The organism is Sphingomonas sp. BL-S-28, assembly GCF_055521515.1.
Window position 1 is genome coordinate 1182357 of record NZ_CM145484.1, and the last position, 26710, is coordinate 1209066.

The following is a 26710-nucleotide window of genomic DNA, read 5'->3' on the forward strand; positions in this document are numbered from 1 at the left end:
GAGCGGGTCAAATGCCGGCAGCGGCTGCAATCAAGGTAATGGTGGTCGACGACCAGACGAGCATGCGCGCGATGATCCGTCGCGCCCTGCAGGATCTGGGTTTCAAGGACATTCGCGACAAGGGCGCGGCGACCGAGGCTCTGGCCGCGGTCAAGGCGGACCGGGTCCATCTGATCATCTCGGACTACAACATGCCCGAAATGGACGGGCTGGAGTTCCTGGAAGCGGTGCGACAGGATCCGGTGATCGGGAAGACCGTGTTCATCATGCTCACGGGATCGGCCGACAAGGAAGTGGTCCAGAAGGCGGCCGCGCTGGGCGTCAACAACTACGTGGTCAAGCCTTTCGCGCCGGCCGCGCTGAAGGAAAAGATCGAGCGCGTCTTCGGCGAGCTCGTCTGAACCCGATGCGCCGGGTCGCCATCGTTCAGGGCGAATATCATGTCGCCAACCAGCAGGGCGTGGTCATCTCCACGCTGCTGGGATCGTGCGTCGCCGCCTGCCTGCAGGACCCGGTGGCGCGCGTGGGCGGCATGAACCATTTCCTGCTGGGGGAGCCGGGCGCCGACAGCCCGGTCTCGCCCACGGAAATGCAGCGCTACGGCATTCACGCGATGGAGCTTTTGATCAATGCGCTGATGCAGCGCGGGGCCCAGCGTTCGCGGCTGCGCTGCCACCTTTACGGCGGCGCGAACATCGTGGCGGGGCTGGGCGGCATCGGCACCAAGAACGGCGAGTTTGCGCGCAATTTCCTGCGGACCGAGAGCATCCCTCTCGACCACTGCGATCTTGGCGGCACGCAGGCGCGCAAGGTGGAATTCATGCCTTTCGAGGGCCGCGTGCGGGCGAAGACGGTCAAGGACGAGCCACTGCCGGTGATCGTCAGGCCGGTGCCGGTCGCGGCGCCGCAGCGCACCGGCGAACTCGAACTGTTCTGACCATGTCGGGGCACAAAACGACTACAGGGGAAGCGACCAAGTGACGATGATGTTGGAAGGCCACGGAGCCTCGCTGTGCCAGGCGATCGCGCAGGAGATGCGCGTGGCGCGCGAACTGCTGGAGGAACTGGCCGGCGTGCTGGTGTCCGACGAGCGGTTCGTGACCGACTATCTCGACCAGCTTCAGGCCTTCGACCTGATCGTCCAGCACGTGGACGAGAGCGCGGCGCTGCTTGACCGGATGGCCGGCGGCTCGGCGCTGGGAGAGGCGCTGGGGCAAGTGCGGCTCAACGTGATGCAAGAGCGGCTTCGCGCCGCTTTCGACTGAGGAGCGGCCGGTGGCGCAGGGGCACGGCGATGCGACGATCGTCATCCGCAAGGTCAAGAAACATGCCAAGCACGCGCACCACGGCGGCGCGTGGAAGGTGGCCTATGCCGACTTCGTGACCGCGATGATGGCCTTCTTCATGCTGCTGTGGCTCCTAGCCAATCCGGACAAGCAGCAGTTGAAGGGGCTGGCCGAATACTTCTCGCCCGCTGCCGATCGCGATGCCGTGCCTTCGGCGCTGACCCAGAATCCCGGTCCGCAGCCGGGCCTTGGCGGCCACAGCCGCAAGGCGCAGTCGGAAGACCAGCGGGCCGTGGGCGAACCGTCCGCCGAAGCCGGCGTTAAGGGCGCGGCGCGCGGCGGCACGGCCAATGTGCCGGAAGCGGCGCTGCGGGTGATGGCGCAGGAAATGCAGCTTTCGCTGGAGCAGCCGGTCGATCCCACGCAGGGCAAGCGCAACGTCGATGTCGAACCCTCGCGCGACGGGATGCGCATCCACCTGGTCGACACGGCAGACCGTTCGATGTTCAAGGGCGGCACTGCCCAGCTCAACGCCTATGCGCGCGACATGCTGGTGCGCATCGCCCACAAGCTGGCCGGCACCGGCGCGCAGATCGCCATCGAAGGGCATACCGATTCCACCGGCGGGCAGAGCGAGGCAAACTGGTCGCTTTCCGCCCAGCGCGGGCTGGCCGCGCGCGCGGCGATGGTGGACGCAGGCCTGCCGGCAGACCGCTTCGCCGAAGTGGTGGCCAAGGCGGGAACCGAGCCGGTCTACCCCGACCATCCCGAGCGGCCCGAGAACCGCCGCATCACCATCGTCGTGATGGCCGAGCCTTCGGCTCTGCCGCAGGACGCGAGCTTCCAGTTCTGACGATGAACCGGGGCAGACACATGCAGATTTGGAGCATCAGGTGATCAGAAAGATCATGATCGCGGCCGCGGCGCTGGTTGGCGGAACGGCCATCGGCGGCGGCGCGGCCTTCGCCGTGGTGCATTTCGCGCCGCAATTGCTGCCCGGCATTCCCAAGCCGCGCGAGGCCAGCGAATTCGTGGCAACCGGAACCATTCTGGCGCCAGTTACATTCGCGGATGGCCGCCTTTCCGGCTATGTCTCTTTCGAATGCCAGCTGGAAGTGCCGCAGGGCAAGGCCGCGGAAGTGACGCAGCAACTGCCGGTGCTGCTGAACGCGGTCAACATGCGCAGCTATCGCCAACCGCTGGCCAGCGGGCCGGATGGGATGATCCCCAATCTGGACCTGTTTCGCCGGGTGATGATGGACGCCGCGCGCGAAGTCTATGGACCAGACATCGTGCGCCGCGCCGTGATCACCCAGGCCGCGCCGATCTGACCTGCAAGCACCAAGGAAACGAGCCCCCATGTCGTTGCCGCCTTCCTACCGCCTTGGTGCCGCCGGCGAATTGTCCGGCGGGCTAGAGGCATCGCCGTCGTTCGACCCTTCCGGCCCCGAACTGACGTCCCGCGATCTGGTCGCCCGCGCCCCGCGCGTCACCACGATCCTGCTGATCGGCAAGCTGGCCGCGGGCAACCGCGAGACCCTGTGCCGTGTGCGTAACATCTCCGAAACCGGCATGATGGCCGAAGTCCACGGCACTTTCATCGTCGACGAAGCGGTGGAGGTGACGCTGAAAGCCGGCGACACGCTGGCCGGAACCGTGCGCTGGAACCGCGCCGGACGGATCGGCGTGGCGTTCGACGGCCGCGTCGACGTGCCCGAACTGCTGGCCCACGCGGCGATGCGCACCGGCATCGAGGGCATCGCGCGTGGCCCGCGCTTTACCACCGATTGCCCGGTGGCGCTGCTGGTGGTCGGCTATCGCCATCCGGCCCGTCTGGTCGACATCTCGCAGGGCGGGGCCCGCGTTACCGTCGCCAGCGCCATGCCGCGCGACCAGTTGCTGGGCGTTTCCATCCCCGGCCTTGGCGAGCGCGAGGCTGCGGTGCGTTGGGTCGGCGAGGATTCCTGCGGGCTCGTGTTCCTCGAACCCATCTCCTTTGCCGACCTTGGCCCGTGGCTCCTCGACATGCGTGCGCGTTTCGGTACGTCGGCCTGATGGCCGAATGCGGCACCGGCCCACTCCCCCACCCGACCTCCCATCCAGGATACACTGTTGTGGGAGGTCGGGTGGGGGAGTGGGCCGGTGGCGCAAGCCTTCGACGAATGTCGAAGGCGCACCTCGGTTTTAACCCGGCCCACCGAAGCTTTTGACAAGGGAACCTGCCACCAGTGCCCAGCCGTCCACCAGCACGAAGAAGATGATCTTCATCGGCAGGGATATGGTCGCCGGCGGCAGCATCATCATGCCCATGGCCATGAGGACTGCGGCCACGGCAAGGTCGATGACCAGGAACGGCAGTAGCAGCAGGAAGCCGATCTCGAACGCGCGGCGCAGTTCGGAGATCATGAAGGCGGGCATCAGTGTCGACATCGGCAGCGCCTCGCGAGAGGCGGGGACTTTGCCGGAGAGCGAGACGAACAGCTTCACGTCCTCGTCCCGCACTTGCTTCAGCATGAAGGTGTGGAACGGCTTGGAGCCTGCTTCCAGCGCCTGCGTCTCGTTGATGCGGCCCTGGTTGTACGGGACCATGGCATCCTTCCACGCGGCGTCGAACGTCGGCGCCATGACGAAGAAGCTGAGGAACAGCGCCAGGCTGATGATCACCGGGTTCGGCGGCACGCCTTGCGCGCCAAGGCCCGAACGCAGCAGCGAGAGCGCGACGACGATGCGGGTGAACGAGGTGATCGTCATCAGGATGCCGGGCGCAAGGCTCAGCACCGTCATCAGCAGGACCAGCTGGATCACCCGGCCCGACACCGCACCGCCACCCGCGCCACCAAGGCCGCCCAGCGCGTCGGGCGCGGCGGCTGCCTTGGCCATCGCCAGTTCGGGCACCAGGGCAACGATCGCGGCGCAGCCCAGCGCCGCGGCAAGAGCGAAACGCCGGTTCATTCAGCGATATCCTTTGTTCGCACGGAACCGCTGCACGGTGCCGAATCCAGCATGATCACGCCTTCGGGCGCGATCAGCAGGCTGATTTCCTTGTAGTCGCGGCGGATCATCACGATCTGGCGGCGCGGATCGAGCGAGAGGCGCTCCACCAGTTCCAGCCGGCGCGGGGTGTCCTTGTCGCCCAGATTGGCCAGCCACTTCTGCGGCAGGCGCAAGTCATAGCGGCGCACCACCCAGAGCGCGCCGACCAGCAGGCCCAGCACAACGCCCAGCGCCCCCAGCGTGCGCAATACGGCGAGGATCTCCACGGCTCAGCGCTCGCGCTGGACGACCTTGGTGATTTCGAGCGACATGTGCTCTCCATTCACCAGGATCTTGCCTTCGGCCACCAGTTCGTCGTTCACATAGACGCGGGTGGGATCGCTGTGCCCGCAGTCCAGCGGGATCATCGCGCCACGGCTCATTTTCAGCACCTGACGGATGGGGATGCTGGTTGAACCCAGCACGATCTGCAGGTCGATGGGAATTCCTTCGAGGACGGACATCGCAGTGCGTCTCCTTTCGCCCTCGTTATAGGAAAGAAAAATATAGGAGTGATCCGAACTAGGCAAAAAATGCCTATAAGGAAGCTGTCTGCACCGCAGGTCGACCTGCGGACAGGGGAGCTAAGACGATGGAATTGCAAGACTCGATCGACGTTTCGGCCTCGGGCCTGCGCGCACAGTCGCTGCGCATGCGCGTGATCGCGGAAAACCTCGCCAACTCGGACTCGGTGGCCACCACGCCGGGCGGCGATCCCTATCGCCGCCGCGTCGCCACGTTCGCGGCCGAAGTCGATCGCGCCACCGGCGCCACCAAAGTGGGCGTCAAGTCGATCGAGGGCGATCAGAGCCAGTTCACCCGCGTCTACCAGCCGAACAGCCCGGCGGCCGATGCGGCCGGCTATATCGAGCAGCCCAACGTCAACCCGCTGATCGAAGCGGCCGACATGAAGGCGGCGCAGCGGTCCTACGAAGCCAATCTCAACGCCATCGAATCCGCGCGCGGCATGACCATGCGCACGATCGACCTGCTCAAGTAAGGAACACTCTCCATGGCAATCGGAGCCCTCGACGCCGCGGCCGCCTATGGCCGCGCGATTAAGACCACTGCGCCCTCGTCGGGCGCTTCGGACGATTCCTCCACCTCGATCACCGGCGCGGCCGGCGGCGGCAGCAGCTTTGGATCGATGGTGGAATCGATGGTCGGCAACGCGGCCGGCGCGCTGCGCACGGCGGAGAGCGAAAGCGCCAAGCAGGTGGCCGGCAAGGGTGACCTGATCGACGTCGTCACCGCCATCGGCGCGGCCGAGACCGCGCTGGATACCGTGGTTTCGGTGCGGGACAAGGTGGTCAACGCCTATTCCGAAATCATGCGGATGCAGATCTAGTCCAGAAAGGGGAGGGGGCGCCATGGATGCGGCTTCCGCCATCGAGCTGACCCGCGCCGCAATGGTGCTGGTGCTGACCATCGCCGGGCCCATGCTGATCGCCGGGCTGATCGTCGGCGTCACTGTCGGCTTGCTTCAGGCCCTGACGCAAGTGCAGGAAATGACGCTGACTTTCGTGCCAAAGCTGCTGGTTCTCGGCACCGTCCTGCTGCTCTCCCTGCCGATGATCGGCCATGCGCTTGCCGCGTTCATGGAGCGCATTGCCGACATCATCGTGACCGGATAGCCCGCGATGGACGCCGCCGTTCTTGCCGCGTTGCCGATCGATGTGGCGACTTTCCTGATCGTGTTCACGCGCGTGGGGGCGGTGATCATGCTGCTGCCGGCCTTTTCGGAGGATTCGGTGCCGATGCAGATCCGCCTGGTCATGGCGCTGGGCATGACGCTGGGCCTCTACGGCCTGCTGGCGCCGCATGTGACGCCGGCGGTGAAGGGCGGGGCGGACCTGCCGATCCTGGTCATTTCCGAAATGCTGGTAGGGCTGGCCTTCGGCACCATCATCAAGATCATGTTCAGTGCCGCCGCCATCGCCGGTTCGATGGTGACGCAGCAGGTAGGCCTGTCCTCGGCCCTCGTGAACGACCCGTCCATGGGCGGACAGTCGCCGCTGCTGGCGCGGCTGTTCGGGCTGGCGGCGCTGATCGTCTGCATGTCGCTGGGCGTCCACCACTTGTGGATCGGCGGCATCGTGCAGTCCTACACCACCTTCCCGGTTGGCGGGCTGCCGCCGGCGGCGGACTTCGCGCAGCTGGCCGTGCATGTGACCGGTCAGGCCATGTCGCTGGGCATCAGTCTGGCCGCGCCGCTGATCCTCTATGGCGCGCTGTTCAATCTGGCGCTGGGCCTTTCGGCGCGCGTGGCACCGCAGATCCAGGTTTTCTTCATCACCCAGCCGCTGAACCTGATGCTGGGCATCTCGGTCTTCAGCGTGGTGCTCGGCAGCATGCTCACCGCCTTCGCCACCGCCATGACCTCGTTCATGCAGGACGGATGGAAGTTCTGACGCCATGGCCGATACCGACAAGGACCAACGTACACACGAGGCCACACCCAAGCGGCTCGATGAAGCGCGCAAGCGCGGCGAAGTGGCGATGTCGCCCGAAATGCGCCACGCGGCGATGCTGCTCGGCGGGCTGATCGTCACAGGCGGGCTGGGCGCCAGCGCTTTCGCGGGGCTGAGCACGATGCTTGTACGCCTTTGGGGCAATGCCGACGATTTCCGCATGGATCCCGATGGCGCGCAGAACCTGATGACCGGGCTGGCGCTGCATTTCTTCTGGTCGCTGCTGCCGGTGCTTGCAGTGCTGGTGGGCTGCGCGCTGGGCATCGGTTTCCTGCAGGGCCGCTTCACGATCAGCTGGCACCGTCTGGCGCCCAAGTGGTCCAAGTTCAATCCGATGTCCGGCCTGGGCCGCATCTTCGGCAAGCGATCGCTGGTGGAATTCAGCAAGACGCTGGCGAAGTTCGCCGGCATCGCCTTCGTGGTGATGACGGTGCTGCGTCCGCGCATGGTGGGACTGGACCAACTGGTCGGCTACACCCCCGGCGCGCTGGCCCATGCTGCCGGCACGCTGGTGTTCGAGGCGGTGCGCGCCGCGGCGCTGTCCGTGGCGGTGCTGGCCATGGCTGACTTCTTCTACCAGCGCCGGTCCTTCTTCCAGCGCATGCGCATGTCGCTTCAGGAAGTGAAGGACGAACACAAGCAGAGCGAGGGCGATCCCAAGATCAAGGGCAAGATCCGCCAGATCCAGAGGCAGCGTTCGCGCCAGCGCATGATGGCGGCGGTGCCCACTGCCAGCGTGATCGTCACCAACCCCACGCACTATGCCGTGGCGCTGAAGTACGATCACGGGCAGATGGCCGCGCCGCTGGTCGTTGCCAAGGGCGTGGACGCCATCGCCCTGCGGATCCGAGAGATCGCGAAAGAGGCCAACGTGCCCATCGTCGAAAGCCCGCCGCTGGCCCGCGCTCTGTTCGCCTCGGTCGAGATCGACCGGCCCATCCCGATCGAACACTACGCCGCCGTGGCCGAGATCATCGGCTACGTCATGCGCCTTGCCAAGCGAGGCGCCCGATGACGGTAAAGCTGCTGACGGCAAAAAGGCCGGCGGCCCGCGCCAAGGCGCCGTTCCACCTTCCTATAAGGACAGTGATGAAGATGCCCCTGAAATCGAGGAAGCGCACGCCGCTGATCGCCCTTGCGGCGATGCTGGCGCTGGCCGTGCCCGGCACCGCCTTTGCGGACGCGCAGCCACGTATCAAGGACATCGTCGATGTCGAGAACGTGCGTCCGAACCAATTGGTGGGCTATGGCTTGGTGGTCGGCCTGCAGGGCACCGGCGACCGTATCCGCAACGTGCCCTTCACCGAGGAAACGCTGCAGGCCATGCTGGAACGCATGGGCGTCAACATTCGCGGCGACCAGATGCTGACCCAGAACGTGGCGGCGGTGACGGTGACGGCAACGATGCCGCCCTTCGCGCGCTCCGGCTCCACCATCGACGTGCAGGTGTCCGCGCTGGGCGACGCCACCAGCCTGCAGGGCGGCATCCTGCTCGTCTCCTCGCTGCGGGCGCTGGACGGCGAGATCTATGCCGTGGCGCAGGGCCCGGTCGCGGTATCGGGCTTCAAGGCGCAGGGCGCGGCGGCCAAGCTGAGCCGCGGCGTGATGACCACCGCGCGCATCGCCGGTGGTGGCATCGTCGAGCGGGAAGTGCCGTACGACCTGCGCACCGCGCAGAACCTGAAACTTGCGTTGAAGAACCCCGATTTCACCACGGCGCAGCGCATCGCCGCGCGGATCAACGATGAAGGCTCAGGCTCGGCCGAAGTGCTCGACCCGGCAACCGTGCAGATCACCCCGCGCGGCGGCAACGTGATCGAGATGGTCACGCGGATCGAGAACCTGACCGTGCCCGTCGACCAGCCGGCCCGGATCGTCATCAACGAGGCGGCAGGCACCGTGGTCATGGGCGCGGACGTGCGCGTCAGCCCTGTGGCCATCGCGCAGGGCGGGTTGACCATCAGCGTCACCGAAAGCCCGATCGTTTCGCAGCCGGCGCCGTTCTCCAACGGCCAGACCACCACCGTGCCGCGCACGCGCGTCGAAGCCAACGACGGCAACGGCGCCGCACTGGCGATGCTGACCGAGGGCACCTCGCTGCGCACGCTGGTTTCGGGCCTCAATTCGCTGGGCGTCAGCCCGCGCGACCTGATTACCATTCTTCAGGCCCTGCAGAGCGCCGGCGCGCTCCAGGCCGAGATCACCGTTCAGTAAGGGCGCGGCGATGACCGATACCACAACCGCCTCCGCCATCACTGCGCAGCCCGCGCGCCAGACGGTGACCGCGCAGGACAAGTCGCCTGCCGCTGTCGCCCGCCAGTTCGAAGGCGTGTTCGCCGGCCAGATCGCCAAGATCATGCTGGAAACCGTCGATGTGGACGAGAAATTCGGCGGCGGTCATGGTGAGGAGATGTTCCGCGGCATGATGGCCGAGCAGATCGGCAACCAGATCGCCAAGGGCAAGGGCCTCGGCATCGCCTCCGCCGTGGAGGCGCAGATCATCCGGATGCAGGGGGGCAACCCCCAGACCGCGATGGCCCGGCCAGCCAGTGGCGGCGCAGGGAATACGCAGCCCAACACCGTTCAAAGTGGTGCGACACAGACAGCGGCCAGGCAGGCGGCGGCGGCGGAAGCGATCGCCACGCAGGCCGGTTACGACCAAGGGGATAGCGGCGATGCCGAATGAAATGATCGAGATCATGACCTCGCTCTCGCTGGTCATGCGGGAAGAGACCGAGCGGCTGCAGCGGCGCGAACGCGTGCTGGATCTTGCCGCGCTGGCGGCTGCCAAGGCGCGTCTGGTCGCGCAGCTTGAGGAAGTGCTGGCCCGCCGCAATCGCCGCGAGCCCGAATGGCAGGCGGCGATGAACGAAGAGACGCGCGAGCGGCTGACCGAATGCCTAGCCGAGCTGCGCGCCGCCTCGATCGCCAATGCCGCGCTGCTGGAACGCCAGATCGAGCTGTCGATGGAAATGATGACGGCCATCGCCGACGAGGCCAAGCGCCTCAGCGGCAACCGATCCTATACTTACGTCGCCAGTGGCGATCTGGCCCGCGTGGATGCCGCGACGCCGATCTCGTTCAACGGCGAATATTGAGCGAATTGAGAATGCAAGCAGGGCCGGTGCCATGCCGGAAATGCCTTTAGCGGGCATTTCCGGCATGGCACCGGCCCTGCTGTGTTTGGGGCCTCGGGAGCCTGCTGTTAAACGAGCTCAAACATGTTGCTTGAGGCGTCATACCGAACCGGCGTTGCGACCAGATCCTCATCAATGGACATCAATGTCCCATTGTGAATTTGCGCCCGGCCCGATGCAATATTGCTCGCGATCGTGTCGAGGCATGAGCCGATGTCGGTGAAATCGGCACCGTTCACGGCGCTCAACCCATATTTCCACCACTGCAGGCTCAGCAAATCGTCGACGATGGCGGGTTCGAACCGGTAGCGAATGGTTTTTGCGGGCGCCCCACCGACGATGGCGTAAGGAGGAACATCGCGCGTCACAACCGATCGGGCTGCCACCACGGCGCCATCGCCGATCGTGACTCCGCGCCGGATAAAGACGCCTTCCCCGATCCAGACATCGTTTCCGATCGTAATCTTGGATACCCGTCCGGCCAGCGAGGCTTCCAGCGTGCATGCCGACTTGTCCAGCATGGGCCGGTTGGCTTCGCCGAATTCGTATCGCTCCCCGGGGGTTGCAGCGGGCAAGGACGACCCGGTGAACAGAGGGGCGGCGGAGATAAAGTCCGTCGCATGTTCAATTTCACCCGCCACGATATTGCTTGCGATGGAGCAGAACCGGCCGATCGATGAAACGTGCCTCATGAACGTGTCCCGTCCGCCGAGGAACGTGTAGGCTCCGATGAAGTCGATGTCGTAGACACCTTTTCGAAGTTCCACATTGTGTTCGATCAACATCGATTTTTTGGGGCCGAAGCCAATCTGCGACAGCGGATCTATCGCGACGTTATGATATCGACATTTGGCGATTTCATCATCGGACAGATGATTTCCCACAAGACTCTCCAGTAATTCGTTCGCGTTATCGGCATTATAGAATGGCGATGCCGTGGTGCGGCGCACGGCCGATTGCGGCAGGCGGGATCGGTGCCGCTAAATCGCTCTGGGTGAATTTCGGGCGGCCTCTCAGCCGTTGCTGTCCCCGCGCGGCTTGGCATCGTCTCTTACAAGCTCGGCCGCGACGGAAGCGGGGGCCGGGCGGCCGAACAGGAAGCCCTGACCGAAGGCGCAGTCCCGTTCGATCAGGAAGCGTGCCTGCTCCTCGGTCTCGATCCCTTCGGCGGTCACCGGCATCGCCAGACTGCGGCCCAGGTCCAGCACCGTGTTCACCAGCTTGCGTCCGGCGTCGTGATCCAGTGCCTGGATCAGGGTGCGATCGATCTTGATGGTGTCGAGCGGCAGGTGGCACAGGCGGGCCAGGCTGGCGTAGCCGGTGCCGAAATCGTCCAGCGCGATCCTTGCCCCGGCCCGGCGCAGGGAATCGATGGTCGCGCGCGCATCGGCCAGACTGTTCATCATGGCATTTTCGGTAATTTCCACAGTCAGCCGCTCTGGCGGCAGGCCGCAGGCGAAGACGATCTGCAGCAGTCGGCCGGCCAGGCCCGGGTCGCAGACTTGCCGGGGCGACATGTTGACGGCAAGGCCCACGTCGTCCGGCCAGTCGCGCGCGTCGCGGCAGGCTTGACGCAGCAGCGCGAACAGCATCTCGTCGATCAGGCGCAGGTCTTCGCTCAGTTGCAGGAACAGGTCGGGGCCCAGTAGCCCGCGATCGGGGTGCTGCCAGCGCGCCAGCACCTCGAAGCGCGCGATCCGGCGCGAGGGCAGGGTGACGATGGGTTGGTAGTAAGGCACCAGCTCTCCGCGCAGAAGGCCGGAGCGTAGCGCCTCCTCCAATGCCGCGCGGTCGGTCAGGCTGGCCAGCATGTCCGGCGTGAAGCGGCGCAAGGCGGCTCCGCCGGAGGCCTTGGCGCGTGACATGGCGATCGAGGCGGCGCGCAGCAGCCGTTCGGGCGCCTCGATGCCGGTTGGATCACTGGCAATCCCGATCGAAGCGGTAAGGTGGATCATGTGCCGGCCGAGCATGATGGGAGAGGCCAGGACGTCCAGCAGGCTGGTGGCGACCCCGTCGGATATATCGGCGTCATCAACGAAGGGCAGCACGCAGGCGAATTCGTCCCCGCCGACATGAACCACGCGGCCGGAAAAGCGCACGGCGATGCGGGAGCAGCGATCGGCGGCGATGGCGATCACTTCGTCCCCGGCGGCATGGCCGCACAAGTCGTTGATCAGTTTGAAGCGGTCGAGGTCGAGGATCAGCAGGGACAGGGGCTGCGGCGATCCGCCGCTCCCGCGCAGCGAGGCCACAGCGCGTTCAACCCCGCGCAGTGGCGGTTCGTGCCCTTTGAGCGAAAGGTCGCTGGAATCGGCATCGCTCGCCGGCCGCAATAGTTGCCCTGCAATCGATTCTAACTGGCCAGCGCTGCGCATTTTCGGTCCGCTCTTCTCCTATATCCCATTATATCGGATTGGAGTGAGGAGCGGCCCCGAAAGTCCTGCAAATTGACGACTATTCGAATACGGCCGACAATACCGTGGCGACGCGCGCGGGATCGATCGCATCGACTGCGACTTCGAACTCGGGATTGAGACAGAAGCCCAGTGTCTGGCCCTGACGATCGAAAGTAATGGCGATAACCCGCAGGCCTTCGTCCAGTTCGACCACGGCAAGACCGCCGGCCGAGGGGAAGCGATCGGGATCGACCACCAGCACTGCGCGGCCGGGCAATCCCGCCCCCAACGTGGAGCGGCCAATCCGCAGGCCATAGGAACGCGGGCCGGCACTGCGCGGCGCTTCGACATGGGTATCGGTCGGCGTGCGCGCCAGCAGCCCGCCGGGCAGCGGCGATCCGAAGACCGGCACCAGCCGCACGGTGGCCGTGGCGCAAGCGTCGGCGGCGATATCTTCCGCCGCGAACGTGCGCGGCGTAGGGGCGTCCAGTACGGGAACGGGGCGTTCGAGCACCGAGGTTTCCAGCGAGGGGCGGGCGGCCTTTTCGCGCACCGTGCGGGTATTTGCAGGCGCCGGCGCGGCGGCCGGCGAAGGTCCGCTCAGTTCCGCGCGCAGTGCCGCGGTGCGGGCGCGGGTCTTGGCGATGCGCAGTTGCGGGTTGGCGATCATCGGCAGGAAGGCATCCAGTTCACCGCGATCGCAGGCATCGGTGGCGAGTGCTGCCAGCGCGGCATCGTCCGCCGCGCCGAACAGCCGGCGCAGCGAGGTGCGCACTTCTTCGTTCCAGCGATCGAAAGGCTTGTGGGCGTTTTCGATGCGGGAAAGGATGACGGGCGCGATGGCGTATTCGTCCTCCAACACGGCGATCGTCAGCGTATCGTCCGCGGCACGGCGCGCACGCACGGCACCGGCGATCACCACGGCCAGGCGGTCCGCCTCGGGATCGGTGCGGTCGGCACCCAGGATCGGCTCTGCCCAGACCTCGATATCGAAAGCGGGATCGTCGATGTCGACAAGCAGGTCCAGCGGATCGACGTGGAGCGCGGCGGCGATCGCGCGCATCTCTGCGGCGCGGGCAAATACTTCGCCCCGTTCGATCTTGGAAAGTCGAATATAGGTAATGTCAGGAAGCTGTTCGGCCAGTTCCAGCAGTGAACCTATATTTCGTTGCTTGCGAAACTTCCTTATCCCGTTTGGAAATACCAGGCTGCGGCAGGCGTCGATCTGAAGGGCTGCGAAACCGGAGGCAGTCGCCTTCCTTGCCCGCCTGCCGGATCGAACTGGTTTTTCTGTCATCGAAGCTCGAATTTCATTGCAATGCCCAAGATGTTTCATGAAGCACCGAGGTGGTCAATATCGCACTTGGGATGATGGTCCAAAACGGGTCAGAACTGGATGGCTATCCGGAAACCCGTGTTCTCTCTTTATTATGATTGCTTAACGATGAATGAGCATTGTATCGCCCCGATTGCAGGTTTTTAACCGTTACCTGGGCCATGTAACGCTGCCGCGGTGCAGGTTTTCGGGAATAGCTGAGATTTTGCAAAATATTGAAATTAATCACAAAATTTCAGGATAATTGCATATCGGGAAACCGCAGGTAACGGCTTTTCGGTCGCTGCCTGCGTGGCCGGAGACCGTTCGGATATCGAGGCGATTTCTGGAAATCCCGCATGTTCCGGGATAAACGCCTGAAACGGCGTAGGGTTCCTGTATTGCTGGCGAACGAGGCGATTCGGCAAAAGGAAGGCGCGCACCCGAAAGCGCGCGCCCAGTCTATTCCCGTCCGATTCTATCTGGGGATGCTTGGACGGGGGTGTTCGGTGGCCAAGGCCGTCGATTCGGCGCGGACCGCATGATCAGTTGCGGCCAAGCGCAAGCTTCAGCAGGCCGATCTGCTTCTTGTAGATATTGGTCATCGCCGTGTAGTCGGCCTGGACCTGGCCCAGCGACATCAGCTGGTCTTCCAGGGTGACGTTGTTGCCGTCCGGCTTGGTCTCGCTGGTGTCGCTATCCAGCACGATGCGGCCGCCGGCCTGCGGAGGACGGGCGCCAAGCGCCGTCATCGAAGCGGATAGCGCCACTTGCGGGCGGGCGACGTGCGGGGCGCCGGTCGCCTCGCCATATTGCGAGACGAGCGATGAGAAGTCCGGCGCGGAAACGGTGCGCGCCTTGTATCCGGGCGTCTCGCTGTTGGCGATATTCTCGGAAATGACGCGCTGATGTTCGGCCATCGCCTTCATCGAGGCGGCCATGCCGTCCAGCAGCGGGGGAAGCGAAGACATCGAATGTTCCTTTCGGGAAGGAAGGATCAGGAAGAACCGGTCAGGCGCGACAGCGCGGCCTGATAGTTGGCAAGCTGTGCCTTCTGGTACGCCGAGCCGCCGCCGCTTGAGGTGACGCCGTCCACCAGCGCGGTCTTCGTCGAATCCCAGTAGAGCGAGCGATAGGCGCTCTGGATCATCGATGCGGCGGACTTGATCTTGGTCAGCGCCTCGGTCGCCGCAGCCTTGGTGGACAGGCTCAGCGCATTGCTGAGCGAGAGGCTGTAGGATCCGCCGGGCGTGACCTTGGGATCGTTCTTGCCCTTCACCTTGGGCGTGCTGAGCTTTACCGGCGTGAGCCCCAGCTTGGCCAGTGCGTCCTTGCCGTCTCCGCCGGCGCTGAGAACCAAAGTGTGGCCGGCGGCGACGGTGATTTTCAGCGTCGTCTGCCCATCGACCAGCGAGGTGGTGACGGTGGCGTCGGTGCCGGTGATCTTCTTGATCTTGGCCGCCAGCGTGGTCATCGTCTCGTTCTTGTCGATCGTGATCTTGCGCGCATCCTCGCCATCGACCGCGATCGAGAATTCGTCGCCCGCGCGCAGGCTGGTCTGCGAAACCAGCGTGGCCGAGGTGGTCGGGTTCAGCAGGCCGCTGTGCAGGCCCAGCGCGTCCAGCGCATTGTCGCCGCCCGACAGGGTGGTGATGCGCACCGGCTCCACGGTGGTTGCGACGAGGCCCCATTGCGAGACCGTCTGCACTTCGCCGGTATCGCCGTCGACGCGGGCGATGAAGCCGTCCACGGTGCCGGCCTTGGTGCCTTCCAGCGTGCCGGCGGTGCGGCCGCCGACATAGAGCGTGTTGCCCAGCCAGGTAACGCTGTCACCCTGATCATCGTCCGAAGTGCCGATATAGGTGGTGCTGGCGGAAGTCAGGCCGGCATCGATCCGGGTGACGAAGGCGTCGCGGGACCCGGTGATGGAATTGACCTGATCGCCGGCGACCGCGCTGCTGGCGGCACCGACCACGGCGATCTCTCCGCTGTCCGAAACCGCAATGGCGCGCGCTTCGACATTGCTGCCCAGCGTGATCGAGCCGAGATCGTTGGACAGCGAACTGGCATCGATCTGGCGCAGCTTGGCGACGCCGCCCTCGTTGGTCAGGGCCAGCAGGTTGCCCGAACCGTCGATGGCGAGCGAGTTGACAAGGTCGTTGCTGCCGCTGTCGATCGTCCGGCGTTCCACGAACTGGCCGCTGGAATCGAGCTTGACGATCACGGCATCGCCGCCGCCGGTGGAGGCGCGCCCGGCGACATAGATGCTGCCGTCGTTGCCCACCGTCACCGCGCTGGCGGTCTCGTTGCCGACCTGGCGGATCGCGGTGGCCGAAAGTTCCTCACCCGCGGCGCTGAAGCGCGCCACCAGCAGGTCGGTCTGGTCCGGATCGCTGTTGTTGAATTCGCCGCTGACCGAACCGGCGACGACGATGTCGCCATTGGGCGCAAGGCTGATCGCGGAACCCGATGCGGATCCGGCCGCGCCCAGATTGCGCTTCCAGACCACATTCCCTTCGGAATCGACCTTGGTGAGGAAAAGATCGTTCGATCCGTCCGAAACCTGGCTGCCCAGATCGCCGTCGGTCGTGCCGACGATATAGCCGAAACCATCGGAATCCGTCACCATGGCGCGGGCGCTGGTGCTGGCATCGACGGTATAGCCGGTATCCTCGTCGTCATCCGGGCTGGCGGCGGCTTCGGCCTGCGCGGTGGCGGTGGCGTCCACGCCGTTGATCGAACTCAGGCGTTCCCAGGTCAGCGAACCGGCAATGTCGCCGAACTTGTAGATTTCCGCATCGGTAGTGGAATCGGTGCGGGTCTCGCCACTGGCGACCATGATCGCATCGCCGGCATCCACCTGTTCCAGCGAGACTTTCTCGATGCCGGAAGGTTTGAATACCAGGCCCCACTTCTCGGCATCGCTGTCGTAAGCGACCGTGAACTTGGATTTCCACTCGCTGACGGGGTTGCCATCGGCATCGAGCACGGGATCGCCGTTGGCGTCGAGCTGCGGCTGCGCCGAAATTGCGGCGTTCAGCGCGGCGGCAACGGAATCGAGCGTGGGCGGCTGGGTCGATTGCGACAGGTCGACATTGACCGTCTGCGTGGTCGTGCCTTTGGCCAGGGTGATCTGGAACACTTCGCTGCCGGTCAGGCCCGAAATCGCGTCACCCTCCTTGGTGGAGACGGTCTCGCCGGTAATGGCGCCGGTGACGTCCGGCTTGTCTACCGCAACGGTCTGCACCCGGCTGGCCGAGGTGCCGAAGTTCAGCGTCAGCAGATCGGTATCTGTCGAACCGATATAGGACTGAATATCGGACAGCCCCTTGGCGAAGGCCTTTTCCAGCGCCGCGCGCTCGGTGGCCGATGTGCCGGATTTGGCGGCGCTTTCGGCCAGGGTCTGCAGGCGGGTGAGCGCCTTGTAGATCGTGAAGGTGGCCTTCACGTCGGGCAGATCGTCCAGCGAACTGTCGCGGCTGTACGAATTGTCGATGACCGACAGCATCTTCTTGATCGCCGACACCTGCGAGCTGGTCGACGAGGTATCGGTGTCCGCCAGCTTCCACGGCGGCGTGGTCGCCGGCATGGTGAAAGCCTTCTTCGCCGCGGTGACCGCGGCGCTGTCGGTGGACGTGCTCGTCGAAATGGCGCTGGAGTAAGCGCTGGTCCCGCCAAGAATCGACAGTCCGATGAGCCCGCTGCTGTAGTTTATCGTCAAATCTGCCTCCCGGGCTTCGCACCCGCCCGCTATCATCCTATAAGATAGACGGTCGCAGGCGCCGACAGGTCGGCATCGCGGACTTTTTTGGGGATGAAAGACGTGACGATGATGGCCGCGGTGGGCGAACCGCCCGAGCTTAAGAAATTTTCGGGAATGCAACGCGCTGCCGCGTTGATGCTCTCGCTCGGCCACGAGCAGGGCGGCCCGATCTGGGATCAGCTCACGACCGAGGAAATAAAGGAACTGTCCGCCACGATCGCCCAGCTCGGCCGCGTGCCGTCGGTGGTGGTCGAATATCTGCTGGTGCAGTTCTCGGGCGAAGTCTCCAGCATGGCGACGCTCCACGGCTCTTACGAGACGACCGAGCGCCTGCTGGAAGGCATCATGCCGTCCGACAAGGTCAAGGAAATCATGGAGGACATCCGCGGTCCTTCCGGTCGCACGATGTGGGATAAGCTGTCCAACGTCAGCGAGGCGGTGCTCGCGGGGTACCTCAAGAACGAATATCCGCAGACGGTGGCGGTGATCCTGCACAAGCTGCGCCCCGATCACGCCGCGCGCGTGCTGTCCGAACTGCCGCGCGATTTCGCCACCGACGTCGTGATGCGCATGCTGCGGATGGACACGGTGCAGAAGGACGTGCTGGTCCAGGTGGAACAGACGCTGAAGAGCGAGTTCATGACCAATCTCTCGCGCGCGCAGCGCCGCGATCCCCACGAGACGATGGCCGAACTGTTCAACGCGCTGGACCGCTCGACCGAGGAAGCGATGCTGGACGCGCTGGACGACAAGGCGCCGGAATCGGCCGAACGCATCCGCGCGCTGATGTTCACCTTCGAGGATCTGGCCAACCTGTTGCCGGGCGCGATCCAGACGATCGTGCGCAATTGCAACAAGCGCGAACTGGCGCTGGCCCTGAAGGGCGCGCCGGACGACATGAAGAAGGTGTTCTTCAACGCCATGACCGAGCGTGCGGCCAAGCTGATGCGCGACGACATGGCCGCGATGGGCCCGGTCCGCGCGCGCGAGTGCGAGGAAGCGCAGACCGCGCTGGTGCGCCTTGCCAAGTCGCTGGGCGATCGGGGCGAGATCATGCTGGTCGATCCCAAGAGCGACGATGCGATGATTTACTGAGACTTGGACGGTCTAGGGCGGTAGACGAACCCAGGGTGCGCGCAAATGGAGACAACCATGGCCATTGAGCCTTTCGGTTTCGATCGGGTCTTCCGCTTTGCCTCGGCAGAGGCGGAGGAGAAGACCGGCGGCGATGCCGTACATGAACAGCTTGCCGCACTGGAGGCACGGATCGAGCGTCTGCGTGAGGAACACGCAGCCGAACTGGTCCGCGCCCGTGCAGACGGTTTCGACGCCGGGCTGGAGCAGGCGCGGCACGAACGCGATGCCGCACTGCTGGCCGCCACCGACGCCCTGCACGCCGGGCTTGACGATATTGCCCGCCGTTTCGAGGACATGGCCGATCTGGTCGCCTGCGAAGCCGGATCGGTGGCTCTGCTGGCGGCGGAAATGCTGGCCGGCCACGCCGTCGCGCTGGAGCCCGCGCGCGCCATCGAGGAGGCGCTGTCGCGTGCGCTGGATCAGGTCGCCCGCGGCACCCGCATCACCGTGCGCGTCCATCCGACCATGCGGGAAGCGCTGGAAGGCGTCGTTGCCGCGCGTCAGGCCAGCGAACGCCGGACGCTGTCGATCGTCGTCATGGACGATCCCGCCATGCCGCCGGCGGATGCCCGCATCGGCTGGGCCGAAGGCGGCCTGGGCGTGAGTGCGGAGGCGCGCCGTACCGCGGTGTTGGCGGAACTCGCAGGCCTGCTGGCCAGTCCGCAGGAGGCGGAAGCGCCCATGGCTTCTCCTGTATTGGAAGCCATTGATGTGGCACGCGATGGGGCTTCCGACGTCATCGAAGCGCTTGCCGAGGATGCCGAAATGCGGCCGGAAACCGGGCTTACCGCCGCGGCGTAAACTTTTCCGGCGACCGGCAAGAGTTGCCTAGTCTCTTATCCTATAATGGACCCGAGCGAGACCAGGGGGGTCTCGTCCGGAATAAGAGGCGATCTTGAACGCGTTGCGCAACTTTATCGAGCAGATCGGCGCGCGCCGTGCCCTGCTGATGGGCGGTGTGGCCCTCGCCATGCTGGGAGCCCTCGCCTGGGTGGCGTTCCGCACACCCGCCAGCGAGATGGGCTACCTCTACTCCGATCTCGATCCTGCTGCCGCGCAGTCCATCACCGAGAAGCTGAAGGCGCAGAACGTGCCGTATCAGATCTCGCCGGACGGCACGGCGGTCATGGCCCCGGTCGACAAGCTGGCCGAACTGCGCATGTCGCTGGCCGGTGAGCAGCTGGGCGGCAAGATCGGCTACGAAGTGCTGGATGCGGAAGAGCCCTTCGGCGTGTCCTCCTCACGCGCGAAGCTGAACGAGACCCGCGCGATCGAAGGCGAGCTCGCCCGCTCGATCGAGACGCTGGAAAAGGTCAGCAAGGCGCGCGTTCACATCGTCATGCCAGAGCGCGCGATGTTCGAAACCGAACCGCGCAAGGCCAGTGCCGCCGTCACCGTGAAGACGGCCGGCCGCCTGCCGAACGAGACGGTGCAGGCGATCCGCTACCTCGTATCCTCCTCGGTGCCCGATCTGGCGCCCGAAGCGGTTTCCATCGTCGATCAGACCGGCGCGCTGCTGGCGCGCGCGGGCGACGGCGGGGCCGGTGGTTCGGGCGATATCGAGGATCGCCAGTCGGCGATGGAAGCGCGCCTGCGCGACGAGATCGAGGCGATGATCGAACCGATCGTCGGCCAGGGCAAGGTCCGCGCCGAAGTGGCCGCCGTGCTGGAACGCGATCAGGTGCGTGAGGAATCGGAGGTCTACGATCCCGATACGCAAGTCGTCGCCCATCAGGTTACGGTGGAATCGAACGACCAGAACGATGAAAACGCCGCCGGCGCGCGCGGCGCCTCGGTCGCCACGCAGCTTCCCGACAATCAGGGGAACGTCAACGGCACCGGTGGCGACAGCCGTCGCTCCGCCCGCAACGAAACCTCCGAAGACACCACCTACCAGAACAGCCGCACCAACAAGGTGGCGGTGCGCACGCCCGGCCAGGTCAAGCGCCTGACCGTGGCGGTGATGGTGGACGGCGGCCCGCAGGGCCTGCCTGCTCCGCAAGTGCAGCGCCTCCAGCGCCTGGTCGAAAACGCAGTGGGCTTCGATGCCGCCCGCGGTGACAGCGTCGTGGTCGAGAACATGACGTTCAGCGCCCCGGCCGATATCGACGGTGCCTCCGCCGGCCTGCCATTCGGCCTGACCTGGGACCGTCTGTTCGACGTGCTGAAGATCGTGCTCGTCGGCGGTATTGCCCTGATCGGCCTGCGCATGTTGAAGCCCAAGCTGGCGCTGCCGGCCCCGGCGCCGCAGCTGCTGGAAGGCGTGGTGGAAAAGTCTGCGCTGGATAGCGAGATGCTGGCGCTGGGCGAGCGTGCCGCCGATGGCGACGAGGAAGCCATGCGCCGCCTCGAACAGCTGCGCGGCGAGAATGGCGAGCCGCTGCTCGACCAGGAAATCGCGCTGGCCCAGGTCGATGGCCGCATCAAGCTCTCCGCCCTGCGGCGCATCGGTGATGCCATCTCCTCTAGTCCTGCCGAATCCGCATCGGTGATCCGTCAATGGATGAACTCTTGAAAGGCCCCCAGATGAGCGACGAACTCGAACCCCGCCAGCTTGCCCCGGCGTTCCTGAACGACGACGAGCCGCTGGACGATTCCGAAGCGCGCCCCTGGTCGCCGCGCCCGACCACGCCGCCCACGCCCGACGATCTTCAGGCTGTGTTCGACGTGCCGGTGAAGGTGCAGGCCGTGCTGGGCCGCTCGCGCATGGACATCGGCGACCTGCTGCGCCTGAAGCCGGGCATGGTCGTCGAACTGGATCGCCGCGTGGGTGAACCGGTAGACATCTTCGTCAACAACCGTCTGATCGCGCGCGGCGAAGTGGTGCTGATCGACAGCACGCTGGGCGTGACCCTGACCGAAATCGTGAGGCAGGAGGGATGATCCCCGTCGGCAAACCCAAAGCCGGCCCGGAACCGGGGCGAGAAGCAGGCATTGAACCGGGCATCGAGCCGAGGATCGAATCGGGAATCGAACCCGCAATCGGACGGGGCATCGATGCACCGGTCGCGGCGGGAATGGAGATCGAGGACGGCACGCAGCCCGATGCCACGCGGTTGATGCTGGTGGGCGAACTGGGCCCGGCGATGGGGCTGGCGGTGGAGATGGTGCGCGGTTCCGCCGCCAGCATCGCGGTCGGCACTGCCGGGGGCGCGATCCGCGAGACCTGGCGTTGCGGCGGCGAAGTCGCGGTGGTGGAAATCGCCGTGGACATGCCCGATGTGATCGCCCGCCTGCGCGGCGAGCGCAGCGGCAAGCTCACGTTCCGCCGCGCGGTCAGCGGGCTGGTCGGCCACAGTCTCGATCATGTCGAGCGCGAGCTGATCCTGCAGACGCTGGAGCGCTGTTCGGGCAACCGCACCAGCGCAGCATCGATGCTGGGCATTTCCGTGCGGACCATGCGCAACAAGCTGCGCACTTTCCTGTCCGACGGGCAGGTACTGCCGCCGGGCCTCCTGCGCCACTGACGTTGCCGGGCTATCGGCCCGCCGAGGGGCGGATAGCCCGGGCCGATGCGCCGAATACGCCTTCGAACGCCGTAACAGATTTCGGATGACGCGATGAATGCTCCAACCTTTGCCGGGGCCGCTCCCAGGCTGAACCAGTTCCTGACCCGGCTTGGGCCCAGCCGCGACCTTGCGCTGGCACTGGGCGTCACCGCGATCATCGCCATGCTCATCCTGCCGATGCCCGGCTGGATGCTGGATATGGGGCTGGCGCTTTCGATCACCGCTTCGGTGCTGATCCTGATGACGGCGCTGTTCATCGAAAAGCCGCTGCAGCTGTCCAGCTTCCCGACGATCCTGCTGATCGTCACGATGCTGCGTCTGGGTCTGAACCTTGCCTCCACCCGCCTGATCCTAGGCCATGGGCACGAGGGGCATCACGCGGCAGGCGGTGTGATCGCGGCCTTCGGCGAGTTCCTGATGGGCGGTGAGACCGTCATCGGCCTCACCATCTTCGCGATCCTGATCGTCATCAACTTCGTCGTCATCACCAAGGGTGCCGGCCGTATCGCCGAAGTGGCGGCGCGCTTCAGCCTGGATGCCATGCCCGGCAAGCAGATGGCGATCGACGCTGACCTTAACGCCGGCACCATCACCGAAGCCGAGGCGCGCGAGCGCCGCGCCGAAATCGAGGCCGAAAGCGGTTTCTACGGCGCGATGGACGGTGCCTCGAAGTTCGTGAAGGGCGATGCAGTCGCCGGCCTGCTGATCACCGGGATCAACGTGGTCGTCGGCCTGATCATCGGCGTTGCCATCCACGGCGTGCCGTTTGGCGAAGCGTTCAAGACTTATACGATCCTGACCGTGGGTGACGGTCTGGTCAGCCAGATCCCGGCGCTGATCGTCTCCACCGCGGCGGGCCTGCTGGTCTCCAAGGGCGGCATTTCCGGCAAGACCGGTGCGGCGCTGGGTGAGCAGCTGGGCCGTTACCCGAAGGCGTTCGGCATCGTTGCGGTGCTGATGGGCCTGCTCTCGCTGGTGCCCGGCCTGCCGTTCATCCCCTTTGCCTCGCTGGGCGGCCTTTGCGGCTGGGCGGCGTGGACGATGACGAAGAAGGCCGAGGCCGAAGTCATCCGCGAACGCACCGCAGCCGCGCAAGCCAAGCAGCGCGAGGCGGCGACGGCGGAAGAGCCGATCGCCCGCACGCTGGCGATCGACGCGCTGCGCATCGAACTGGGCTATGGCCTGCTGCCGCTGATCAACGACGCCACGGCCGAGCCGCGTCTGGACGATCAGGTCAAGGCGCTGCGCCGCCAGATGGCGATCGACTTCGGCTTCGTGCTGCCGGCCGTCCGCATCCTCGACAACATGGCGCTGCAGCCCAACGAATACATCGTCTTCGTCAAGGAGACCGAGATCGCGCGCGGCGAACTGCGCATCGGCAAGCTGCTGCTGATCAATGCCGCCGGCGGCGAAACCGGCCTGCGCGGAGAGCCGACCAAGGAGCCGGTGTTCCAGCTTCCGGCGCTGTGGATCGATCGCGAAATGCGTGAGGAAGCGGGCTTCCGCGGGTTGACCGTGGTGGACTGCGGTACTGTCGTCACCACCCACCTGACCGAAATCGTCAAGGACAACATCGCCGATCTGCTCTCCTACACCGAGACGCAGAAGCTGCTGAGCGAAGTCCACAAGGACACCGAAAAGCTGATCGGCGACTTGATCCCGGCGAAGATTTCCATCTCCGGCGTGCAGCGCATCCTGCAGAACCTGCTGTCCGAAGGCGTTTCGATCCGCGACGTGCCGACGATCCTGGAAGGTATCGCCGAAGCCACCGCGATGACCAACAACCTGACGCTGGTGACCGAGCATGTGCGTGCGCGTCTGGCGCGCCAGATTTCGGCGCAGCAGACTTTCGACGGCACGATCCCCATCGTCACGCTCAGCGGCGACTGGGACGAAGCCTTCAACGAGGCGATCGTCGGGCAGGGCGATGACCGCCACCTGGCGATGGCGCCGTCCAACCTGCAGCAGTTCATCGCCTCGGTGCGCGAGACGTATGACCGCTTTGCCGCGCAGGGTGAGATCCCGTGCCTGCTCACCAGCCCGCCGCTGCGGCCTTACGTGCGCTCGATCATCGAGCGCGTGCGCCCGGCGACGGTGGTGCTTTCGCAGAACGAGATCCACCCGCGCGCACGGCTGCGCAGCCTTGGTGCGATCGGGTGAGGGGCGGATGACGTGAAGCGGGGCGAGACCGGGAAGGCGCAAATCGCTCTATGATAGGATGTGGCCGGGTAAACCCCGGAGAGGGTAGCGATACATGACAGTTTCCATCAATGCCGTGCTTCCGATGGCGGCGCCTGCCGCAAGTTCGCCGGCGAGTGCATTTGGCAATGATGACGGCGGGGCTTCGTCCTTCGGGTCGATGGTCGACGACGCAGCCGGCACGCGCGCGGAGCGGCCGCAGAGCCAGTCCGGCAGGGACCAGTCGGCCAAGAGCCCTTCGGGCAAGGCCAGCGATGGCACGGCCGACAGGACGGCCTCTCACAAGGCCCAGACCGACAAGACATCGACGGACAAGGCACCGACGGACAAGGGGCAGGCCAACACCGCCGAAGACGCGAGCGCGGCCGAAACGCCGGCCACCGATGCCGCCAACGGTCAGGGCGATGCCCAGGTGGCGGCCGAGACTGCTGCCGAGACTGCCGCCGAGACCGCCGTTGTTTCTGCCACCGACGCGCTGGCGGATGCGCTTCCGGCCGTCGATGCCGATCCCGCATCGGTCACCGATGCCGCACCGGCGGTGACGGCACCCGTGGTGGATACGCTGCCTGCGCCGGTGCCCGCCAAGCCGATGAACCTCGTCTCGCACCTCGCCGCGAACAAGGCGGATGGCGCGGGGAAGACTGCATTGCCAGCTGCCGCCGCCGATACAGCGAAGGCGACGCCGGGCGACGCTACCGCGACGACCGAGGCCGACCCCGCCGCAACCGGCGAACCCGCCAAGGCAAGCGACCGGGCGCGTACCGCCGATGCGGACGATCAGGCCGTGCCGCTGCCGATCCAGCAGGCCGCTACGCCCGCAACTCCGGCGGCCATGCCCGCCGCGACGGCGCAAGTCGCCCTGGCTGGCGCGCAGGCCACCACCGAAGGCGCCACCGGCGAAAATGCCAAGGCGGATGCGGCGACCCGCGTCGACAGCAAGGGGCAGGCCGCAGCCAGCGGCACGGCAACCTTCGCCGCCGCCGCTTCGACGCGCGGCGGCGCCGGCAAGCACACCGCCTTCACCCCGGCCGCCGAAAGCACCGCATCGAGCGGTGGGGCCCACGCCGCAGGGGAGGGCTCAGCCACGCATGACGCTGCGCTGACCACTTCCGACCCGGCCTCGACGGGCGCGGATGGCTCCACGCTGTCCAGCCCGGTGTTGACGCAGACTTTTGCCACCACGGCCATGCGGCCGGCGGCACTGCCTTACGCCACTGCCGCTGCCACCACGCCGACCGCCACGGTTTCGGTGCAGGAAGGCCAGTTCGGCAACGACATCGGCGTCCAGATCGCCCGCGCGCTCGACAAGGGTGCGGGCGACCTGCTCATCAAGCTCGATCCCCAGCACATGGGCCGCATCGACGTGCGCCTGTCGTTCGATCACGACGGCGTCCTGCGCGCGGTGATGTCGGCGGACAGCTCGACCGCGGCCGATCTGCTGCGCCGCGAAAGCACCGATCTCAATCGCGCGCTGGCCGATGCCGGCATCCGCGCGGATGGCCAATCGCTGCGTTTCGATACGCGCGCCGGTGGCCAGGGAGCCGGGCAGGGCAATGGCGGTCAGGGCGGCGGCCAGGGCAGCAGTCAGGGCGGGCAGCGCTGGCAGGGCCAGCAGGCCAGCACAGACGATTTCAGCGGGGGCGACGACCCGGTTTACCGGTCGCTTGGAAGCAGCGGCCACGTCGATCTCATGGCATAGGACACCAGCAGCACATGACTACAGTTTCCGGTACCTCGTCCTCGTCGTCCACGTCGAGCGACAGCACTTCGGCGGCCACCACCAGCCTGCTGTCGGACTACAACCTGTTCCTCAAGCTGCTGACCACGCAGATGACGAACCAGGATCCGCTCAACCCCACCGATACCTCGGAATACACCCAGCAGCTGGTGCAGTATTCGCAGGTGGAACAGCAGATCCAGCAGAACGGCACGCTCAGCGACATTCTCTCGCAGCTCACCTCCTCGCAGATGTCGCAGTATTCCAGCTTCATCGGCAAGGAAGCGCGCTTCGACTCCCCGGTGGCCGGCCTTGGCAGCGACCCGGCGCACTGGACCTACTACGTGGACGGCACGCCCGCGTCGGTCACCGCGACGATCACCGACGCCAATGGCAAGGTCGTGCAGACGGTGGAGCTCGATCCCACCTCGCAAGGCGAATACAAGTGGGACGGCGCCCAGGCGGATGGCACCACGGCCGCCAGCGGCGCCTATACCATGGCGATCACGGCGACGGACGCGGCCGGCAACGAGCTGGAGACCACGATCAATTCGGTGGCGAAGGTTTCGGACGTCGTCACCGACGGTTCGACGATCATGCTGGGTGTCAACGGCATCCGCATGTCGGTGGATGGGCTGGTCGCGCTGGCAGCCACCGACAGCGAAATCTGAACACACTTCCTGTGAGAGCGGCAGCGGCGGCGGGGTTGGCGGGCCCCCCCGCCGCTTTTGTTTCGGGTGCCTGCGT

At 65.7% G+C, this 26710-nt stretch carries 31 protein-coding genes; 23 read left to right on the top strand and 8 right to left on the bottom strand.

Going from position 1 to position 26710, the window contains the following annotated elements; all coding sequences use genetic code 11:
• The first annotated feature begins 11 nt into the window (after positions 1–11).
• From ACZ1JC_RS14355 to ACZ1JC_RS14380, 6 genes are read left to right on the top strand one after another with little or no spacing between them, the layout of a single operon-like run.
• On the top strand, positions 12–401 hold the full coding sequence (locus tag ACZ1JC_RS14355; RefSeq protein ID WP_465136214.1) for a response regulator: 390 nt from the start codon (positions 12–14) through the stop codon (positions 399–401).
• 5 nt (positions 402–406) lie between these two features.
• Positions 407–937: a chemotaxis protein CheD gene (locus ACZ1JC_RS14360; RefSeq protein ID WP_465136213.1), complete on the top strand. Its 531-nt coding sequence runs from the start codon at positions 407–409 to the stop codon at positions 935–937.
• 46 nt (positions 938–983) lie between these two features.
• Positions 984–1265, top strand: a complete 282-nt coding sequence (locus tag ACZ1JC_RS14365) for a hypothetical protein (protein ID WP_465138593.1) — start codon at positions 984–986, stop codon at positions 1263–1265.
• A 10-nt stretch (positions 1266–1275) separates the two neighbouring features.
• Positions 1276–2139, top strand: a complete 864-nt coding sequence (locus ACZ1JC_RS14370; RefSeq protein WP_465136212.1) for a flagellar motor protein MotB — start codon at positions 1276–1278, stop codon at positions 2137–2139.
• 40 nt (positions 2140–2179) lie between these two features.
• On the top strand, positions 2180–2617 hold the full coding sequence (locus ACZ1JC_RS14375; protein ID WP_465136211.1) for a hypothetical protein: 438 nt from the start codon (positions 2180–2182) through the stop codon (positions 2615–2617).
• A 28-nt stretch (positions 2618–2645) separates the two neighbouring features.
• The gene (locus ACZ1JC_RS14380; protein WP_465136210.1) at positions 2646–3341 is read left to right on the top strand and encodes a PilZ domain-containing protein; all 696 of its coding nucleotides are present in this window, start codon (positions 2646–2648) and stop codon (positions 3339–3341) included.
• A 129-nt stretch (positions 3342–3470) separates the two neighbouring features.
• Here the strand turns inward: ACZ1JC_RS14380 and fliP are convergent, their stop codons facing one another.
• From fliP to ACZ1JC_RS14395, 3 genes are read right to left on the bottom strand one after another with little or no spacing between them, the layout of a single operon-like run.
• Positions 3471–4238 (bottom strand): flagellar type III secretion system pore protein FliP, encoded by a 768-nt coding sequence (gene fliP / locus ACZ1JC_RS14385; protein WP_465136209.1) that lies wholly within the window; start codon positions 4236–4238, stop codon positions 3471–3473.
• Complete coding sequence (locus tag ACZ1JC_RS14390; protein WP_465136208.1) at positions 4235–4546, bottom strand: flagellar biosynthetic protein FliO; 312 nt, start codon at positions 4544–4546, stop codon at positions 4235–4237. Before ACZ1JC_RS14390 ends, fliP begins: the two co-directional genes overlap by 4 nt.
• Positions 4547–4549: 3 nt before the next feature.
• Positions 4550–4783 carry a FliM/FliN family flagellar motor switch protein gene (locus tag ACZ1JC_RS14395; RefSeq protein WP_395328355.1) on the bottom strand — a complete coding sequence of 78 codons (234 nt, stop codon included), beginning with the start codon at positions 4781–4783 and terminating at the stop codon, positions 4550–4552.
• Between the two features lie 128 nt (positions 4784–4911).
• Here ACZ1JC_RS14395 and flgC point away from each other — a divergent pair, with 128 nt between their 5' ends.
• The 8 genes from flgC to ACZ1JC_RS14435 all read left to right on the top strand — a co-directional run bounded on the left by flgC (position 4912) and on the right by ACZ1JC_RS14435 (position 9888).
• Positions 4912–5319: a flagellar basal body rod protein FlgC gene (gene flgC / locus ACZ1JC_RS14400; protein ID WP_465136207.1), complete on the top strand. Its 408-nt coding sequence runs from the start codon at positions 4912–4914 to the stop codon at positions 5317–5319.
• A 12-nt stretch (positions 5320–5331) separates the two neighbouring features.
• A complete protein-coding gene (locus ACZ1JC_RS14405) occupies positions 5332–5667 on the top strand; it encodes a flagellar hook-basal body complex protein FliE (protein WP_465136206.1) in 336 nt (111 codons plus the stop codon).
• Positions 5668–5689: 22 nt separating this feature from the next.
• Positions 5690–5953 (top strand): flagellar biosynthetic protein FliQ, encoded by a 264-nt coding sequence (locus ACZ1JC_RS14410; RefSeq protein WP_465136205.1) that lies wholly within the window; start codon positions 5690–5692, stop codon positions 5951–5953.
• Between the two features lie 6 nt (positions 5954–5959).
• Complete coding sequence (fliR, locus tag ACZ1JC_RS14415) at positions 5960–6730, top strand: flagellar biosynthetic protein FliR (protein WP_465136204.1); 771 nt, start codon at positions 5960–5962, stop codon at positions 6728–6730.
• A gap of 4 nt (positions 6731–6734) precedes the next feature.
• Entirely contained in the window at positions 6735–7805 is a 1071-nt protein-coding gene (gene flhB / locus ACZ1JC_RS14420) for a flagellar biosynthesis protein FlhB (protein ID WP_465136203.1), read from the top strand.
• Positions 7806–7933: 128 nt separating this feature from the next.
• A complete protein-coding gene (locus ACZ1JC_RS14425) occupies positions 7934–9004 on the top strand; it encodes a flagellar basal body P-ring protein FlgI (protein ID WP_465138592.1) in 1071 nt (356 codons plus the stop codon).
• Positions 9005–9014: 10 nt separating this feature from the next.
• A complete protein-coding gene (locus ACZ1JC_RS14430; protein WP_465136202.1) occupies positions 9015–9476 on the top strand; it encodes a rod-binding protein in 462 nt (153 codons plus the stop codon).
• Positions 9466–9888 carry a flagellar biosynthesis protein FlgN gene (locus ACZ1JC_RS14435; protein ID WP_465136201.1) on the top strand — a complete coding sequence of 141 codons (423 nt, stop codon included), beginning with the start codon at positions 9466–9468 and terminating at the stop codon, positions 9886–9888. The genes ACZ1JC_RS14430 and ACZ1JC_RS14435 overlap by 11 nt, the downstream gene beginning before the upstream one ends.
• A gap of 107 nt (positions 9889–9995) precedes the next feature.
• On the opposite strand, the gene ACZ1JC_RS14440 is transcribed toward ACZ1JC_RS14435, so the two are convergent.
• The 5 genes from ACZ1JC_RS14440 to ACZ1JC_RS14460 all read right to left on the bottom strand — a co-directional run bounded on the left by ACZ1JC_RS14440 (position 9996) and on the right by ACZ1JC_RS14460 (position 17146).
• Positions 9996–10877: a CatB-related O-acetyltransferase gene (locus tag ACZ1JC_RS14440; RefSeq protein ID WP_465136200.1), complete on the bottom strand. Its 882-nt coding sequence runs from the start codon at positions 10875–10877 to the stop codon at positions 9996–9998.
• 63 nt (positions 10878–10940) lie between these two features.
• Positions 10941–12302: a putative bifunctional diguanylate cyclase/phosphodiesterase gene (locus ACZ1JC_RS14445; RefSeq protein ID WP_465136199.1), complete on the bottom strand. Its 1362-nt coding sequence runs from the start codon at positions 12300–12302 to the stop codon at positions 10941–10943.
• 79 nt (positions 12303–12381) lie between these two features.
• Positions 12382–13386: an XRE family transcriptional regulator gene (locus ACZ1JC_RS14450; protein WP_465136198.1), complete on the bottom strand. Its 1005-nt coding sequence runs from the start codon at positions 13384–13386 to the stop codon at positions 12382–12384.
• Between the two features lie 797 nt (positions 13387–14183).
• A complete protein-coding gene (locus ACZ1JC_RS14455; RefSeq protein WP_465136197.1) occupies positions 14184–14609 on the bottom strand; it encodes a flagellar basal body protein in 426 nt (141 codons plus the stop codon).
• A gap of 26 nt (positions 14610–14635) precedes the next feature.
• Entirely contained in the window at positions 14636–17146 is a 2511-nt protein-coding gene (locus tag ACZ1JC_RS14460; protein WP_465136196.1) for a hypothetical protein, read from the bottom strand.
• Here ACZ1JC_RS14460 and ACZ1JC_RS14465 point away from each other — a divergent pair.
• The 9 genes from ACZ1JC_RS14465 (at position 17133) to ACZ1JC_RS14505 (ending at position 26634) form a co-directional block, all read left to right on the top strand.
• A complete protein-coding gene (locus tag ACZ1JC_RS14465) occupies positions 17133–17300 on the top strand; it encodes a hypothetical protein (RefSeq protein WP_465136195.1) in 168 nt (55 codons plus the stop codon). The two genes, ACZ1JC_RS14460 and ACZ1JC_RS14465, sit on opposite strands and share 14 nt — an antisense overlap.
• Before the next feature lie 167 nt (positions 17301–17467).
• The gene (fliG, locus tag ACZ1JC_RS14470; protein ID WP_465138591.1) at positions 17468–18496 is read left to right on the top strand and encodes a flagellar motor switch protein FliG; all 1029 of its coding nucleotides are present in this window, start codon (positions 17468–17470) and stop codon (positions 18494–18496) included.
• 57 nt (positions 18497–18553) lie between these two features.
• Positions 18554–19339, top strand: coding sequence for a FliH/SctL family protein (locus ACZ1JC_RS14475; RefSeq protein ID WP_465136194.1), 786 nt, complete (start codon positions 18554–18556; stop codon positions 19337–19339).
• A gap of 94 nt (positions 19340–19433) precedes the next feature.
• Positions 19434–21053 carry a flagellar basal-body MS-ring/collar protein FliF gene (fliF, locus tag ACZ1JC_RS14480; RefSeq protein ID WP_465136193.1) on the top strand — a complete coding sequence of 540 codons (1620 nt, stop codon included), beginning with the start codon at positions 19434–19436 and terminating at the stop codon, positions 21051–21053.
• Between the two features lie 11 nt (positions 21054–21064).
• Positions 21065–21421, top strand: coding sequence for a flagellar motor switch protein FliN (gene fliN / locus ACZ1JC_RS14485; RefSeq protein WP_465136192.1), 357 nt, complete (start codon positions 21065–21067; stop codon positions 21419–21421).
• Positions 21418–22005 carry a helix-turn-helix domain-containing protein gene (locus tag ACZ1JC_RS14490; protein WP_465136191.1) on the top strand — a complete coding sequence of 196 codons (588 nt, stop codon included), beginning with the start codon at positions 21418–21420 and terminating at the stop codon, positions 22003–22005. Before fliN ends, ACZ1JC_RS14490 begins: the two co-directional genes overlap by 4 nt.
• Positions 22006–22098: 93 nt before the next feature.
• Positions 22099–24207: a flagellar biosynthesis protein FlhA gene (gene flhA, locus ACZ1JC_RS14495; RefSeq protein WP_465136190.1), complete on the top strand. Its 2109-nt coding sequence runs from the start codon at positions 22099–22101 to the stop codon at positions 24205–24207.
• Positions 24208–24301: 94 nt separating this feature from the next.
• Positions 24302–25945 carry a flagellar hook-length control protein FliK gene (locus tag ACZ1JC_RS14500; protein ID WP_465136189.1) on the top strand — a complete coding sequence of 548 codons (1644 nt, stop codon included), beginning with the start codon at positions 24302–24304 and terminating at the stop codon, positions 25943–25945.
• Between the two features lie 14 nt (positions 25946–25959).
• Positions 25960–26634, top strand: a complete 675-nt coding sequence (locus tag ACZ1JC_RS14505; protein ID WP_465136188.1) for a flagellar hook assembly protein FlgD — start codon at positions 25960–25962, stop codon at positions 26632–26634.
• The last annotated feature ends 76 nt before the right edge of the window (positions 26635–26710 follow it).